General features: G+C 42.3%; 15 protein-coding genes. 11 read left to right on the top strand and 4 right to left on the bottom strand.

Annotated elements, in window-relative coordinates; genetic code table 11:
• Positions 1–343: 343 nt before the first annotated feature.
• The 9 genes from nagA to WAM07_RS14830 all read left to right on the top strand — a co-directional run bounded on the left by nagA (position 344) and on the right by WAM07_RS14830 (position 8488).
• Positions 344–1522: an N-acetylglucosamine-6-phosphate deacetylase gene (nagA, locus tag WAM07_RS14870; protein WP_422168084.1), complete on the top strand. Its 1179-nt coding sequence runs from the start codon at positions 344–346 to the stop codon at positions 1520–1522.
• A 2-nt stretch (positions 1523–1524) separates the two neighbouring features.
• Positions 1525–2256, top strand: coding sequence for a glucosamine-6-phosphate deaminase (gene nagB / locus WAM07_RS14865; RefSeq protein WP_422168082.1), 732 nt, complete (start codon positions 1525–1527; stop codon positions 2254–2256).
• Positions 2257–2274: 18 nt separating this feature from the next.
• Complete coding sequence (phnF, locus tag WAM07_RS14860) at positions 2275–3000, top strand: phosphonate metabolism transcriptional regulator PhnF (RefSeq protein WP_422168081.1); 726 nt, start codon at positions 2275–2277, stop codon at positions 2998–3000.
• Positions 3001–3013: 13 nt separating this feature from the next.
• Entirely contained in the window at positions 3014–3736 is a 723-nt protein-coding gene (locus WAM07_RS14855; RefSeq protein WP_422168079.1) for a sugar isomerase domain-containing protein, read from the top strand.
• Between the two features lie 135 nt (positions 3737–3871).
• The gene (locus WAM07_RS14850; RefSeq protein ID WP_422168077.1) at positions 3872–4438 is read left to right on the top strand and encodes a TetR/AcrR family transcriptional regulator; all 567 of its coding nucleotides are present in this window, start codon (positions 3872–3874) and stop codon (positions 4436–4438) included.
• A 37-nt stretch (positions 4439–4475) separates the two neighbouring features.
• Positions 4476–5339, top strand: coding sequence for an SDR family oxidoreductase (locus WAM07_RS14845; RefSeq protein WP_422168075.1), 864 nt, complete (start codon positions 4476–4478; stop codon positions 5337–5339).
• On the top strand, positions 5336–5971 hold the full coding sequence (locus tag WAM07_RS14840) for an NAD(P)-dependent oxidoreductase (protein ID WP_422168073.1): 636 nt from the start codon (positions 5336–5338) through the stop codon (positions 5969–5971). Before WAM07_RS14845 ends, WAM07_RS14840 begins: the two co-directional genes overlap by 4 nt.
• Positions 5972–6308: 337 nt before the next feature.
• Entirely contained in the window at positions 6309–7838 is a 1530-nt protein-coding gene (locus WAM07_RS14835) for an alkaline phosphatase (RefSeq protein WP_422168086.1), read from the top strand.
• Positions 7839–7870: 32 nt separating this feature from the next.
• Positions 7871–8488: a sortase gene (locus WAM07_RS14830; protein ID WP_422168072.1), complete on the top strand. Its 618-nt coding sequence runs from the start codon at positions 7871–7873 to the stop codon at positions 8486–8488.
• Between the two features lie 53 nt (positions 8489–8541).
• Here WAM07_RS14830 and WAM07_RS14825 read toward each other — a convergent pair whose 3' ends face one another.
• A complete protein-coding gene (locus tag WAM07_RS14825; protein WP_422168070.1) occupies positions 8542–9345 on the bottom strand; it encodes an alpha/beta hydrolase family protein in 804 nt (267 codons plus the stop codon).
• A 180-nt stretch (positions 9346–9525) separates the two neighbouring features.
• Here WAM07_RS14825 and WAM07_RS14820 point away from each other — a divergent pair, with 180 nt between their 5' ends.
• Positions 9526–9948 (top strand): DUF1801 domain-containing protein, encoded by a 423-nt coding sequence (locus WAM07_RS14820; protein ID WP_422168068.1) that lies wholly within the window; start codon positions 9526–9528, stop codon positions 9946–9948.
• A 226-nt stretch (positions 9949–10174) separates the two neighbouring features.
• On the opposite strand, the gene WAM07_RS14815 is transcribed toward WAM07_RS14820, so the two are convergent.
• Both WAM07_RS14815 and WAM07_RS14810 read right to left on the bottom strand, forming a co-directional pair.
• On the bottom strand, positions 10175–10477 hold the full coding sequence (locus WAM07_RS14815; RefSeq protein WP_089751663.1) for a MerR family transcriptional regulator: 303 nt from the start codon (positions 10475–10477) through the stop codon (positions 10175–10177).
• 48 nt (positions 10478–10525) lie between these two features.
• Positions 10526–10687, bottom strand: coding sequence for a Fur-regulated basic protein FbpA (locus tag WAM07_RS14810; RefSeq protein ID WP_145955983.1), 162 nt, complete (start codon positions 10685–10687; stop codon positions 10526–10528).
• A gap of 441 nt (positions 10688–11128) precedes the next feature.
• Between WAM07_RS14810 and WAM07_RS14805 the strand changes: the two genes are divergently transcribed.
• Positions 11129–12199 carry an AI-2E family transporter gene (locus WAM07_RS14805; protein WP_422168066.1) on the top strand — a complete coding sequence of 357 codons (1071 nt, stop codon included), beginning with the start codon at positions 11129–11131 and terminating at the stop codon, positions 12197–12199.
• A 434-nt stretch (positions 12200–12633) separates the two neighbouring features.
• Here the strand turns inward: WAM07_RS14805 and WAM07_RS14800 are convergent, their stop codons facing one another.
• Positions 12634–13881 (bottom strand): cytochrome P450, encoded by a 1248-nt coding sequence (locus WAM07_RS14800; RefSeq protein ID WP_422168064.1) that lies wholly within the window; start codon positions 13879–13881, stop codon positions 12634–12636.
• Between the last annotated feature and the right edge of the window lie 313 nt (positions 13882–14194).

The raw sequence follows: 14194 nt of genomic DNA, 5'->3' as shown, positions 1-14194 counted from the left end.
CACGTGGAGTGATGAAAGTAGGGGGGCAAAACCTGCAAGTGGTTGTAGGAACGTCTGTAGAGTTTCTAGCCGAGGCGATCCGAAAAAGAATGGATGAAAGAGACACCGACAATCGTAATAAATAAATTCCTGTACTTGAAAAGATATATAACAACTGATCATTGAACAAAGATAATTTTGTTGTGGAATCTGAAGGAGTTGTCCTTTCGTTTGAAGAAGTAGCAGGTAGGTTTTTTCAGATAGTACAGACAGTAAAAGGACCTCAACGATGAATGATTTTACGACATAATGAAAGGGAGGGTATAACCTCCCCCCTGAAGTCTTACGAAGGAGTGAGAAGCCCATGGCTGATAGTGTAGAGATAATAAACGTCACTGTCGTTTGTAATAATGAAATTATTCCCTCAGGTTCGGTATTACTTAAGGACGGTTTGATTGAATCTGTGGCTGAGGATCCGGTTGGTGGTGCAGATAAAGTGATCGATGGTAAAGGGGAAAGGTGGACCCTTGTGCCTGGATTTATAGATGTTCATATCCACGGAGCAGACGGTCACGACGTGATGGATGGTACGAGTGAAGCACTGACAGGAATGGCGCGCAGTCTGCCGGCCGAAGGCACCACCAGTTTTTTGGCGACGACTATGACCCAGTCCAGCGACAGTATTACCAGGGCCTTAAACAACACTAGAGAATACATGAACGCTGAACAAACGAGCAGACAGGCGGAGATACTTGGCATTCATTTGGAAGGACCTTTCCTATCGATAAATAAAGCAGGAGCTCAGCCGCATGAGCACATTCTTCCTCCTTCAACCGACCAGTTTGATCGTTGGCAGGAAGAAAGCGGGGGGCAGATTCGTTTAGTTACTTTAGCTCCTGAAGTTCCCGGGGGCTTGAAATTTATTGAGCACTTGACGGGCCAGGGGGTGATGGCCTCTATTGGTCATAGTGAAGCGACATTCGACCAGGTAGAAGAAGCGGTGGACGCTGGTGCCCGCCACGTCACTCATTTATACAACCAGATGAGCGGATTTCATCACCGCGATCCTGGTGTGGTAGGAGCTGCTTTGCTGAACAAACGGTTGAAAGTGGAAATGATTGTGGATCATGTTCATGCGAGACCGGAAGCGGTGCAATTGGCTTATCATCATACTACAGCTGAAAGAACCATTCTGATCACGGACGCCATGAGAGCGAAGTGCCTTCCGGAGGGGACGTACGACCTGGGTGGTCAGCAGGTAGATGTAAAAGGTGGAGAGGCCCGTTTAGGCGACGGGACACTCGCGGGCAGTGTATTGACTCTGCAGAAAGCCTTAAAAAATATGCATCAGCATACAGAATTACCGTGGGAAGACCTTGTCCGGATTACCTCTCTTAATGCGGCAGAACAATTAGGATTCGATGAAAGAAAAGGGAAAATTGAGAAAGGGAAAGATGCGGACCTTGTCCTTTTAGACGAAAACCTGGAAGTGGTCATGACCGTTTGTAAAGGTGAGATAGCCTATCAACGAGAGGAGAGTTAACCGTGAAAATATGGGTCTCTCAAGACTACCAATCTTTAAGTCAGAAAGCCTGCGGGATGATAGAAGATGAGGTGACTCGCAATCCTGCAGCCGTTCTCGGACTTGCTACTGGAAGTACGCCTCTTCAAACCTATCAGGAAATGGTAGATGGATATAAGAGAAGATCGATGGATTACCGTCATATCTCGACGATCAATTTAGATGAATATGTGGGTCTTGGCGAAAAAGATCCGCAAAGCTATCATTTTTTTATGAAAAAGCATTTATTTGATAAGATTAATATCAATCCAGCCCGCACGTATATTCCTAATGGATTGGCCGAAGATTTAGAAGACGAGTGCAGCCGTTATGAGCAGTTGATTGACCAGATCGGACCGCCTGATCTACAGATTTTAGGAATCGGGCAGAATGGCCATATTGGATTTAACGAACCTCATACGTCATTTAAAAGTGAAACCCACATGATTGAACTTGCTGAATCGACAAGAAAAGCCAATGCCAGATTCTTTGAATCGCTCGAAAATGTTCCGAAAAAAGCCATAACCATGGGAATCCAGTCCATTTTAAAAAGCAAAAAAATTCTTTTGCTTGCTTCTGGAGAAAATAAAGCGGAAGCTATAAGAAGCTTATTAGAAGATGCGCCTAGTGAGGACATGCCAGCGTCTGCCCTTTGCTTTCATGAAAATGTTACGTTACTCGTAGATGAAGAAGCTTATAAAAAGGTAGAGTATTGAGAGGAGACGAATAGAGTCATGATTGATAAGAAGTCGCCGCTTCCGATTTATTACCAAATTGAAGAAAATATTAAACAGAGGATTTCTGATGGGGAGTATCAGCCTAACGATATGATTCCATCTGAACGTATTCTGTCAGAAAACTATGCTGTCAGCCGAATGACGGTTAGACAAGCGATTACCAATCTGGTCAATGAAGGAGTTCTTTACAGAGAGAAAGGCAGAGGAACATTTATAGCCGAGAACAAAATTGAACAGTCTCTAAAAGGTTTAACAAGTTTTACAGAGGACATGAAAACACGGGGGATGACAGCCAGCAGTAAGCTGCTGGATTTTGGGAAAGTGACGGCAAGCGGAGAGATTTCCCGCAAACTGGAAATCGCAGAGAATGCAGAGATCTATCGTCTGCAAAGAATACGATATGCCGATCAAAAGCCAATGGCTATTGAAACCAACTTCCTGCCAGTGGCTATGTTTCCTAATCTGAAAAAAGAAGATGTACGAGGGTCCCTCTATGATTATGTAGAGAAAAATAAACGCCAGAAAATAGGGAAAGCCAGCCAGATCATTGAAGCAACCATTGCTAATGAAGATCAGTCTTCCCTACTTGAAATTCCTCTTGGCTCTGCTGTTCTTCATATAGAAAGACATAGCTTTCTTGAAGATGGCACGCCGTTTGAGGTAGTTAAATCATCCTATCGTGCGGACCGTTATAAATTCTCAAGTGATATTACCCGCGGTTAAGGAGAGGCTAGTTATGAGTTATTTATTACAAGCAGCGGAACTATTGGAACGATTGGACAGAGACACAGGCGATCAATTGAATTCCATTAGTAGAGAAATCGCTCACCGTCTGAAGGATAAAGGAATTATTCATGTGTTTGGCTGCGGCCACTCCAGTCTTATCGCGCAGGAACCCTATTACAGAGCTGGTGGTCTGGTCCCGGTTCGTCCTATTTTAGTGGAGCCCCTGATGCTTCATGAAGGAGCAGTGAAATCCAGTCAATTTGAAAAGCAGCCTGGATTTATCCAGAGTTATTTAGAAAAAGAGGATATTCGTGAAGGAGATGTTTTTCTTGTTATCTCAACATCTGGTCGTAACCCCGCTCCCATTGACGCGGCTATTTATGCACGCGAAAAAGGGGCTTATGTAATCGGGATGTTGTCCATGGACTACGCAGATAACTTCCCTTCTCGACATCCGTCAGGTAAACGACTGGAAGAACTCGTTGAGGAAGTCGTGGATACTCAAATACGGGCAGGAGACACTTCGCAGGAAGCGGAAGGCGTGCCTCAGGCATTTGCCCCTATGTCATCCGTCATCGGAGCCGCTTTACTGCAGGACTTGATAGCCAGAGTAATTCTTAGTTTCAGGGATATTGGAGAAACACCACCCATCTTTCTGAGCGGCAACGTAGAAGGCGTCCAAGAACATAATTCTTCACTTGTAGAGAGATATAAGGATAGAATCAATTTTTAATTTTTCTCTCCACTCGCCATATTGTTTACAGAAACCTTTGCTGATAACACGCAGAGGTTTTTTACTGGCTAAAAAAATAAAAAGAGTTATAATAAATATATAGACCGATTGGTATAATTTAAAGGTGGTACGTTTATGAATAAGAAAGAAAATTCGCGGACTAAGTTAATTCAAACAGCTTCAAGGTTATTCCAGAGTCAGGGCTATCACGGCACCGGTTTAAATCAGATTACAAAAGAGAGCGGTGCGCCTAAAGGATCGTTGTATTATTATTTTCCAAACGGAAAGGAACAGCTGGCGATTGAAGCTGTTCATCTTACCGCAGCTAAAGTAACGAACAGGATTGAAAGGGGGCTTGAAAAACAGGAAGATCCTGTTAAAGCAATTCAGCACCTGATAAAAGATTTGGCGGATCAAGCCGTGAAGGACGGAGAAACGAGCGGTGTCCCTGTTGCCGCCGTTGCTCTTGAAACCACATACACAAGCGAGCCGATCAGGCAGGCTTGTCATGCTGCTTATGATCAATTCCAACAAGCGTTTGCAAGGAAGCTAAAGGACAATGGCTATGCAGAAAAAAGGGCAGAGGAACTGGGTATTCTTATTAACTCTATGATTGAAGGAGCTTTTCTAGTGTCGTTCACAACAAAAAGTAAGACCCCTTTACTGTTAGTGGCAGAACAGATACCTGTGATGTTGAAGTAATTGGAACACCTTTACTTGATAGAAGGGCGTGAAAAGTATGACCATTTTAGTAACAGGTTTTACAGGAAAGGTTGGCCAGGAAGTAGCTAAGAAACTGAAAACCTTCCAGTTACCTATTCAATGTGCCGTACGAGACGTAGAAAAAGCTACTAAACAATATGAGGGTGAATTTAAATTTGTAGAGCTGGATTTATCAAGGCCCGAAACCTTTGAAACTGCCCTTAGGGGGATAGATCGCGTATTTCTTATGTATCCTCCCGGAGAAGGCATCCAATTTGAAGAGTTTGTAGAAGCTGCACGCCAGAATAATATTCAGCATATCGTCTATCTTTCTTTGAAGGACGTCCAGTACATGCCTTTTGTTCCTCATTATAAGAATGAAAAGACGATCAAGAAATCTGGTATTCCTTACACCTTTGTTCGAGCCGGATATTTTATGCAGAATCTTAACGATTTTCTACGCACTGAAATCAGGGAAAATCACCGGATCTTTGTACCTGCCGGAAAAGGAAAAACCAGTTTTGTAGATGCGCGGGATGTGGCTCATATAGCTGCTCTTTCCCTTACAGATTCTGATGAACATCGCTTTCAAAAATATGTGGTTACAGGAACGGAGTCTTTTGATTTTTTTGATGTCGCTTCCCAAATGACTCAAATATTGAAGGTTCCGATTCATTATGAGAATCCTACAGTTAAACAATTTAAGAAGACGATGCTGAACCGCGGAGTGGATAAACAATTTGTGAACGTGGTTGTTGGTGTGCATGCTCCGACTAAATTAGGGCTTGCGGGAGGAATTAAACGCGATTATGAAAAAGTAACCCGCGAGCAGCCTGCCTCTTTACGTCGATATATCATGGATTATCAATCTGAGTGGATTACGAAGGAGGAACATTCATGAAAATTATCATCTTTGGAGCGAGTGGACGTACTGGCCACCCCTTAGTCAGACAAGCTCTTGAAAGAGGCCACGAAGTGACAGCTTTTGTAAGAGGAAAGCACAAGCTGGTTATTCCACATGCGGAAAACCTTCGTATCCTGGAAGGAAGTGTTCTTACGTACGAAGATGTAGAGCGAGCTGCAGCGGGGCAGGATGCAGTTTTAAGCGTGCTGGGCCATACCAAAAACACTCCTAAAGATCTGCTTACTCAGTCAGCGAAAAACATGACTCGGGCCATGCAGGAACACGGCATCCGCCGGGTCATAAGCTTGACAGGTGCCGGAGTAGCTGTCGAACAGGATGTGAAGCAGGGAGCTGTAAGCCGGCTGTTTGGAACAGCATTAAAGTGGATGGCTAGAGATTTATGGCAGGATTCTTTGAACCAGAAAAATTATCTCGTTCAGACAGAATTAGATTGGACCATTGTTAGAGCGCCGCGGCTGATAGAAGGTGAACTCACTACAGATTATCAAACGGGTTATTTTAAATTTACCAAGCCGATGGTTTCCCGGGAGGATGTAGCTCACTTTATGCTGGAAGAATTGGAAAATCCTCAATATATAAAAGAATATCCGCTGATTGGTTCCAAATAGATAAGGGGTCTCCGTCAAATAACGGGGACCTTTTTTATTCTTTCTTATGTCCCCGTATTGATTATGTCCATTGTAAGATCGTACGGCATTCGTTTGCCGATATGAGGAGGGAAATTCGGAAGAACCATCGATTTTCGACTCCTCTGCAGTTTGTAAGAAATATAAATGTTAAAAAAGGGAGACATGCAAAGCAGTTAGTCTATTAGGTTCAGGTAAAAAACTACTAATTTCTTCATAAAACGATAACTTTTCTTTACAACAATGTCATAGAATATTAGTTTTCTGTTAATATTTAGGCACTATTATGAAATATGTAAGAAAATTCTAATGCGGAGGGATCAATTTGAAGAACGGTTTAGCGAAAAAAGTATTGTCGGTAACGGCTCTGTCATGTTTGTTTTTTAGTTCAAGTGCAGGGATCGGCGCAAATTACATAAGTGCCTCTGAGCATGAAGAAAAGGATGTAAAAAATGTAATCTTTATGGTCGGGGATGGAATGGGTCCTTCTTACACCACGGCTTATCGCTATCTAAAGGATAATCCAGAAACCATGAAAATGGAAGATACGGCCTTTGATCCTCACTTAGCAGGTATGCAATCTGTCTATTCAGCGGACCCTTATCACGATGGCGGTGAAGATGATGAGAAAGAAAACATACCTGACTCTGCAGCTACAGCTACTTCTATGTCTTCCGGTGAAAAAACGTATAATGGAGCTATTGCGGTAGATTTGGAGAAAGAAAAAACAAAAACGGTTCTAGAAGGGGCTAAGGAAGAGGGAATGGCTACCGGTCTTGTCGCGACTTCTCAGATTAACCATGCGACTCCAGCGGCTTATGGAACGCATGATGAAGACCGAAACAACTATAATGATATTGCTGATGATTATTATGATGATATGATTCAAGGAGAACATAAGGTAGATGTCCTGTTGGGCGGAGGAACAGACTTTTTTGAAAGAGATGACCGTGACTTGACGAAAGAGTTCCAGAAAGACGGGTACGATTATGTAACATCTACGGACGAGCTTATGAATACATCAAGCGATCAAATCCTTGGTTTATTTGCACCTGTCGGCTTAGAGAAAGCTATTGATCGTCCGGAAGAGCAGCCTTCGCTTGAACAAATGACAGAAACAGCTCTTGAAACGCTGAGCAAGGACGAAGACGGATTCTTTCTAATGGTGGAAGGAAGCCAAATCGACTGGGCTGGTCACGATAATGATATAGTAAGCGCCATGAGTGAAATGGAAGATTTCGATAAAGCTTTCCAAAAAGTTATTGAATTTGCTAAACAGGATGAAGAAACCCTAGTAGTAACTACGGCTGACCACTCTACTGGCGGCTTTTCCATTGGAGAAGGCGGACCTTACAAGTGGGATCCAGAAGCCATCGAGGCAGCGAAACATACCCCGGACTATATGGCTCGCCAAATTGTTGAAGAAGGTGCAGAAGTAGAATCGGTTCTTCATGATAATATTGAATTTGAATTGAAAGATAAAGAGATTCAATCTGTGAAAGATGCTATGAAAAATGCGGCTGAAGAAGAGAAAATGGTAGAAGTTGATAATGCCATTGAAGCGATTTTTAATGAGCGCTCCGGAACTGGCTGGACCACGAGTGGACACACAGGCGTAGACGTACCTGTATATGCTTACGGTCCTGGATCTGACATGTTCTCTGGTTTTATTGATAATACAGACAACGCAGAGAACATCTTTAAGCTTCTAGGTCTTTCTAAAACGGAGGATGGAGCTCCCCTTGCGGACACAAGTACTTCTAACCCTGCTGGCATGCTTGCTGGTGCTTTGATTGCTGCCGGTGGTGCTGCGCTACTAGTGTTCAGAAGAAAGAATGCTAAAAACTAGTCCAACAGGTGCAAGTTAAAGGAGCCTTTCCAATGATAAAAAAATTGAGCATTCTCCTAATAGGATTGGGTATGATCATAACAGCTTGGAACGCGGTGGATTGGTGGAATCAAAGCCGAGTGGTATCTTATGAACCGGAATTGAAAAGTGAGGTCAAAGCCTCACCAGTATCTGCAGAGGTACACAAACCGTCACCAGATCCTCATAGCGTTTCAGCTGAAACCTCTGATGATTATGAAAAAGGTGAAGATATTGGAGAGCTTACGATTCCTAAACTTGGGAAACGCTATCCAGTGTACTACGGATCAGATGAGAATACACTGACTAAAGGAGTAGGGATGTATGATACTCCTTACACGAATCTCCCTTCTGAAGGAGGTCATACCGCACTCGCCGGACACAGGGAAACGACATTTGTGGGGTTGGATCAATTGGCTAAAGGAGACTCGATCTACTTAACTGAAAACCAGATGGAGTACGAATATGTCATTCAATCGATCTGGATCACAGATGCGGAGGACAGATCAGTCATTGTACCCGAAACGTCATCGACGCTTACGCTAACCACATGTTACCCATTTGATTTTATTGGATCAGCACCTGATCGGTTTATTGTACAAGCTGAACTCGCAGCCCAAAATGAATTTTAGGAAGCATCTTAAAAAAGTCCGCCTCGGAATATGAGGCGGACTTTTTCGCAGGCTCATATGTGTTTTTTAAGCAGGTTCATTTCTTCCAAAATAGTCTCCCACGCTTGAGAGTTAGTATCCGTAAGCATAAAATGTTCATCTTCAGGAAGTTCTACATACTTAATAAAGTCTCCTAAATTTTCGGCCATCTGGTAGTAGTGATCACTAATACCAACGGGAACGTTAATATCCATAGAACCATGCACAATGACTTGAGGTACATTAAGGGGCAGAAGCTCTACAGGATTGGCTTCCTTAAATCGTTTAGGATATTCGTCGGGAGCGCCCCCAAGCAGTTCTGCTGTTGGATTGGCAGGTTGCAGGGAAAGGGAAGAGTCTCTTCTATGATGGACCTCATACATGCTGCGTAAATCGTTTACCCCTGCTAAACTTACAGCGGCAGCAATCGGCAGTGGAGAAGTGCTTGTAACAAGCTCGCTATCTTCAGGAAGACGATGTCTTCCGGCAAGCCAAAGTGCCAGGTGCCCTCCTGCTGAATGACCGATGGTTACTACTTTTGAGAGGTCAAGAGAATGAGAGTTTGAGAGCTGAGCCAGGTAATCGCAGGCTTCTGCTGCATCTTTAAGAGTGCCTGGCCATGCCCCACCTTCCTGTCCAACCCGGCGGTATTCAATATTCCAAGTGGCAAAGCCTTGAGAAGTTAAACTTTCAGCGGCATCATTCATTATTTCGAGACCGAAATGTTCTTTCCAAAAACCACCGTGGATGACCACAGCTACTGGATGTGGTCCGTCTCCCTCTGGAAGGCGCAATTCACCAAACTGGTTTTCATTTGTTCCATAAGCTATTCTTTCCATAGTTACACTCCTTATAGATGGATTGCTCTAAAATAATCGAGCGAAACATTAAGTCTATTTCTATATTATTCCATCAAGGGTGAAACTACAAAAGTTTTAGGGGGAACGCTGACCACGAAAAATACTCTCCCGTTCGGTTATGATAAAATAAACATAACCGAATGAAGGGGGAAAAAAAAGATGTATGAATTAAAAACCAAGGAAAATGATGAGAGTGTACTAGCGTTTATTGAAACTGTGGAGAAGCCTAAAAAACGTGAAGATGCTTACCGGCTCCTGGATATTTTCATCGAAACAACTGGGCATGAAGCGAAAATGTGGGGGAGCAGTATTATTGGATTTGGGTCTTATCATTACAAATATGCCTCTGGTCATGAAGGCGATGCTCCGCTTGTAGGATTTTCCCCTCGTAAGGCGAAGATCAGTTTATACTTTTCACCGGGAGAGACTCGCCGGGAAGAATTGTTAAAAAAATTCGGCAAGCATACGACAGGGAAAGCCTGTGTTTATATTAATAATGTGGAAGACATTAACGAGGAAGTTTTGAAAGAGTTGATTCGTGCTTCGATCAACCACCTGCAAAGCCTTTACTCTAATGAATAAAAGTTCTTCCAGTATCGGGAGGGAGATTTAATGTCACAGTTGGCGGTATTTCCCGGTAATTATTTTATATAAAAGGAGCAATATTCTAGCAAGAATGCGTAAGTTATGTAAGAGGAAACGGATTAATTCTATGTTCTTTAATCAGAGACTTTAAGAGTGGTAAAGCTCAAAAATTACGAGATAACACTTGGAGGAGCATCCAATCATTATCTCGCTTTTAAAACGGCTATTTCATTTTGAAATGAGCGTTAATCTGTCCCCGCAGCATACGCTCAATCACCTTTTCCTTGTCACCGGACCGCTGCATATCCTTACGAATCTCATACGTTTGAACGCCTTCTTCGCGCTTGTCTGCAATTTGAAGCAGAACTTCCACATCAGCAAAAGAATACTTTCTAGTACCTCTTTTAGTTCTTTCAGGGAAGATTAACTCTCGTTCCTCGTAGTATCGTATCTGCCGAAGGGATAAGCCTGTTAATTCATTCACCGTCCCTATAGAGATTACTTTTTTATCCTTGTAAGAAGACATCTTTTCTCCTCCTTGAACGTTTCTACACAAAGACCTCCTGCTGTGAATTCAGGGACGTGGCTGATCGAGGCGTTTTACTAACGCTTCCAGTTGAGTTAATGTCAACGTTTGTAAAGCCTCATCCGTAGACTGAACCACCCCTGAATTAATTAACCTCTGGATATAATGCTCTTTCATGGTTTCTACTGCATCACGTAAATGATTTTTCATAAGGCCCACCTCAACATTCAGATTTAGAATTTCTAAAAAAGCTTTACGGTTGAAAAGAAAAAGCAAATAGTTGAAGATCGATGCCGTTTTCTTTTCGTGAATTATCCTTAGGATAAAACATCCACACCTTTTTGTCACTCTTTATGTCAGAAAACCTAACATATAATATCTGACATGTTAATAAATCTAACATTAAATAACCCAAAAGATAAATCTAACCGTGTTCCGCCTGATTGGGGTTGAATCTCTTTAGTGAGTTTTAACAAAGAAGCTTTTATTTAAAATTCCCATATAGGTTATGAAGTTTTTTAGTATAAAAACATAATGTCTGAAAAGAACCTCAAAAAATACGGGTTTTTTTAATTTAGCTGTTTATCTTATTCTGAAATAGTGAATGTGTTAAAGGAAGATAAAGTAAGTAAAAATGTTAGGAGAGTGCCTATGTGGATTAAACATCCTTTTTTCAAATATTTAACCGCTATTATACTAGTGTTAATATGTATTTTCTTTTTGAATTTGTTAGAATTCTTTAAACCGATCCGAACCGTGATCGGAACCCTTTTCTACCCATTTCTAATTGCCGGATTTTTGTTTTATCTGATACGGCCGCTGGTAGAATTATTATCAAAAAGTAAGTTTTTCCCTCGCCCTGTTTCCATTCTTACGGTATTTGCAGGAATAGCAGGGATTCTTTATGCGGCTTATGTTTTGCTTGCAGGAACATTAAAAAAACAAGTAAACAACATTTCTCAATTGCCTGACAAGATGAAAAGCGCTGCCAAAGAGGCTGAGCAAAAGATTCAGGAAAATGATATGGGAATGCTTTCCGGCCAATCCCTTACCCATAAGGCCAATCAATTCTTTGGAGATATGATTCAAGGAATTCTGGATAATATTACGGGAATTGTGTCTGCAGTCACGGGTGCGGCCACTGTTTTAATCATTGTGCCTTTTGTTTTGTTCTTTCTATTGAAGGACGGTCATAAATTAATCCCGTTTATTGGAAACAGACTTCCGAAAGGACATCAAAAAGAAGGGAAAGGCTTGCTTAGGGACGTGGACCGAACACTTGCTGCTTACATTATAGGGCAGGTGACCGTAGCTCTGGTGGATGGGATCCTCTCTTACATTGGATATTTAATCATCGGACTGGACTATGCTCTTATACTTGGTATTTTTGTGACTGTAACAGCCATTGTACCTTTTATTGGCCCGATAATCGGTGCGATCCCTGCGATTGTCGTTGCTCTTATGCAGGATCCGCAGATGGCCTTATATGTTATTCTTACGTTAATTATCGTACAGCAGCTTGAAGGGAATCTTGTGGCCCCTATCGTACTAGGCAGTCGGCTTCACATCCATCCTTTAACGATTATTCTGCTGCTGGTTGTAGCTGCCCCGTTGTATGGGTTTATAGGAATGCTGATCGCTGTTCCGTTGTATTCAGTGGTTAAAGTGGTAATAAAAGATCTCTATAAGTTCTATAAAGTGGACACAGGACTTAAAGCATAGGCTCTCTGCTAAAGTTTGTTGTTGATTATTCATAATAGACTTATTAAGCAATATGGCCTGTTAGTTGAATACTTAGTTTCGAGATATTGGTTCACCGTGAATGTCCTGCGGGTGATGACTCGCTTTCCGCGGGAGAAGGAGCTAGGCGAGACCCCACAAGGAGTGCTAACGACTGAGGAGGCTTCTGGTAAAAAGGAGGATCGACTAAAATCACCACGTCATGTGGCAACGTCGATCGACCCTACATCGTGTAGGACCGCAGGAAAGCGAGTTGTTTCTGTAGCCGCCCTCATCTATTGTTTGCAACGGACCCCAACTATCTCGAAACTGAGTCTTCCAGTATCGGGAGCATTACTTTAAAAGCAACGCGGAGGTTTAATAGAGGTAAAGCATAAAAAAAGCCCGGTTCCTCATGAAGGAATCCGGGCTTATTTTTATTGGCGGTGGACGTTTTTAATAATGAATCCACTTTTCGGTAAGGCTGGCATTTTTCTTAAACTATAACTGTAATCCTGTTTCGGCACCTCATAATCAAGATGGTTCGTCATATAGCGGAAACTGGTTTTCAAAATTTCAATCGTCGGTTGCTCCCCTGGGCAACGGTGGCCTTTATAATAGTCACCGCCTCCTTGTGGAATGAGATCATATAAGCCTCCATTCCAGTTCAGGAAACGATCTGGATTAAACTCATCAGGATTTTCCCATAATCGAGGGTCGTGGTTTGTTCCATAAATATCAATCATAACGAGCTGCCCCTCTTTAAAATCATACTGCTGCCATGTAAAGTCATGATCTACTCTTGCGCCGAGGAAAGGAACGAAAGGATAATAACGACGAACCTCCTGAGTAAATCTTAAGAGATAATCATCCTCATTGGCTGCTTTTGCAATTGTTCGAGGGAATTGATAGAAAGCAAGAGCTCCAAAAGTAATAAATTTGGATATAGCTACAAGGGGACGAATGACGTTAATCAGTTCAATGGCAGCCATTCGAGCATCCAAAGGATTTCCGTGCAGGTCTTTATGCATAGCCATCTCGTAGATAGCTGTACCTTCTTGGGCGTGCTGTTTTCCTTCACGAACGTCGAGAATTAAATCTTCAATCCATTTCTCCGTACGTTTACGTGCTCTTCGGCTTTCTATATGTTTAGGGCCGACAGCGCTGAAACCATCGATCATGTTACTTAAATCGCGGGTTCGTTTTTCCACTTCTTTTTCCTTTAAAGGTACTCCTGCCCATTCACAAGCTGTACGGCATAGCAGCTCTCGTGTTTCATCGTACAGTACTACTTTTTTCTTACCTTCCCAATTGTTGGCGAACTGATCCCAGTGTTTTTTAGTGATAACTTTTAAAGAAGCCAGTGCTTCAGGGGTCATTAAGGACATGAACAAAAGCTTACGGTGAGTATGAGCTTTTCCATCCATTGTCTGAATAGCATTTTCTCCAAAAAGAGTTTTCAGAACACGGCCAGGAAGGGCGTTTTTACGGTTCATTCGATTAGTATCGTAGAAGAGCTTGGCTCCTTCTTCACCGCTTAGAAGGGCGACCTTTTCTCCGAGAACCCTCGTTTCGTAAACATCCAGGTGATTGTTTTGAACGCGTTTAGAAATAAATTCATAACCATCCTTGAATATCGCGAGTGTATTATCTATTGTCCTGTCTTTCGGTACTTTTACTGTCATATGTAGTCTCCTTTTCAATAAGGGTGTAATTATAAAGATTCCTTTTTAAAGGACAGAGTAAACCAGTTAAGGAGACTAATTTGTTAAAAAGTGGAGGTCGAGAGTTCAATACCTTGACTATAAGTAGTGATACGTCTAAAGTCGTAATCGTTACTATTTAGTTGCTGAACCAGGAGGCTGCTTGATCGTAACAGATGGTGAAAACCAGAAATGATTGATCTGATAGAAATCACTAATTAAAAGAAAGGGTGAATAAACCATATGGCTAAGAAATCCAAAATCGCTAAAGAGAAAAAACGTGAAGAGATGGCAG

The organism is Halobacillus sp. (assembly GCF_049282395.1).
GTDB lineage: Bacteria > Bacillota > Bacilli > Bacillales > Halobacillaceae > Halobacillus.
Note: the sequence above shows the minus strand (reverse complement) of the source record. Positions and strands in the feature narration are given on the sequence as shown.

Bases quoted from the DNA above. Each gene is read 5' to 3' on its own strand.
- nagA (WP_422168084.1), top strand. From the start codon at position 344: ATGGCTGATAGTGTAGAGATAATAAACGTCACTGTCGTTTGTAATAAT.
- phnF (WP_422168081.1), top strand. From the start codon at position 2,275: ATGATTGATAAGAAGTCGCCGCTTCCGATTTATTACCAAATTGAAGAA.
- WAM07_RS14855 (WP_422168079.1), top strand. From the start codon at position 3,014: ATGAGTTATTTATTACAAGCAGCGGAACTATTGGAACGATTGGACAGA.
- WAM07_RS14850 (WP_422168077.1), top strand. From the start codon at position 3,872: ATGAATAAGAAAGAAAATTCGCGGACTAAGTTAATTCAAACAGCTTCA.
- WAM07_RS14845 (WP_422168075.1), top strand. From the start codon at position 4,476: ATGACCATTTTAGTAACAGGTTTTACAGGAAAGGTTGGCCAGGAAGTA.
- WAM07_RS14840 (WP_422168073.1), top strand. From the start codon at position 5,336: ATGAAAATTATCATCTTTGGAGCGAGTGGACGTACTGGCCACCCCTTA.
- WAM07_RS14830 (WP_422168072.1), top strand. From the start codon at position 7,871: ATGATAAAAAAATTGAGCATTCTCCTAATAGGATTGGGTATGATCATA.
- WAM07_RS14825 (WP_422168070.1), bottom strand. From the start codon at position 9,345: ATGGAAAGAATAGCTTATGGAACAAATGAAAACCAGTTTGGTGAATTG.
- WAM07_RS14820 (WP_422168068.1), top strand. From the start codon at position 9,526: ATGTATGAATTAAAAACCAAGGAAAATGATGAGAGTGTACTAGCGTTT.
- WAM07_RS14815 (WP_089751663.1), bottom strand. From the start codon at position 10,477: ATGTCTTCTTACAAGGATAAAAAAGTAATCTCTATAGGGACGGTGAAT.
- WAM07_RS14810 (WP_145955983.1), bottom strand. From the start codon at position 10,687: ATGAAAAATCATTTACGTGATGCAGTAGAAACCATGAAAGAGCATTAT.
- WAM07_RS14805 (WP_422168066.1), top strand. From the start codon at position 11,129: ATGTGGATTAAACATCCTTTTTTCAAATATTTAACCGCTATTATACTA.
- WAM07_RS14800 (WP_422168064.1), bottom strand. From the start codon at position 13,881: ATGACAGTAAAAGTACCGAAAGACAGGACAATAGATAATACACTCGCG.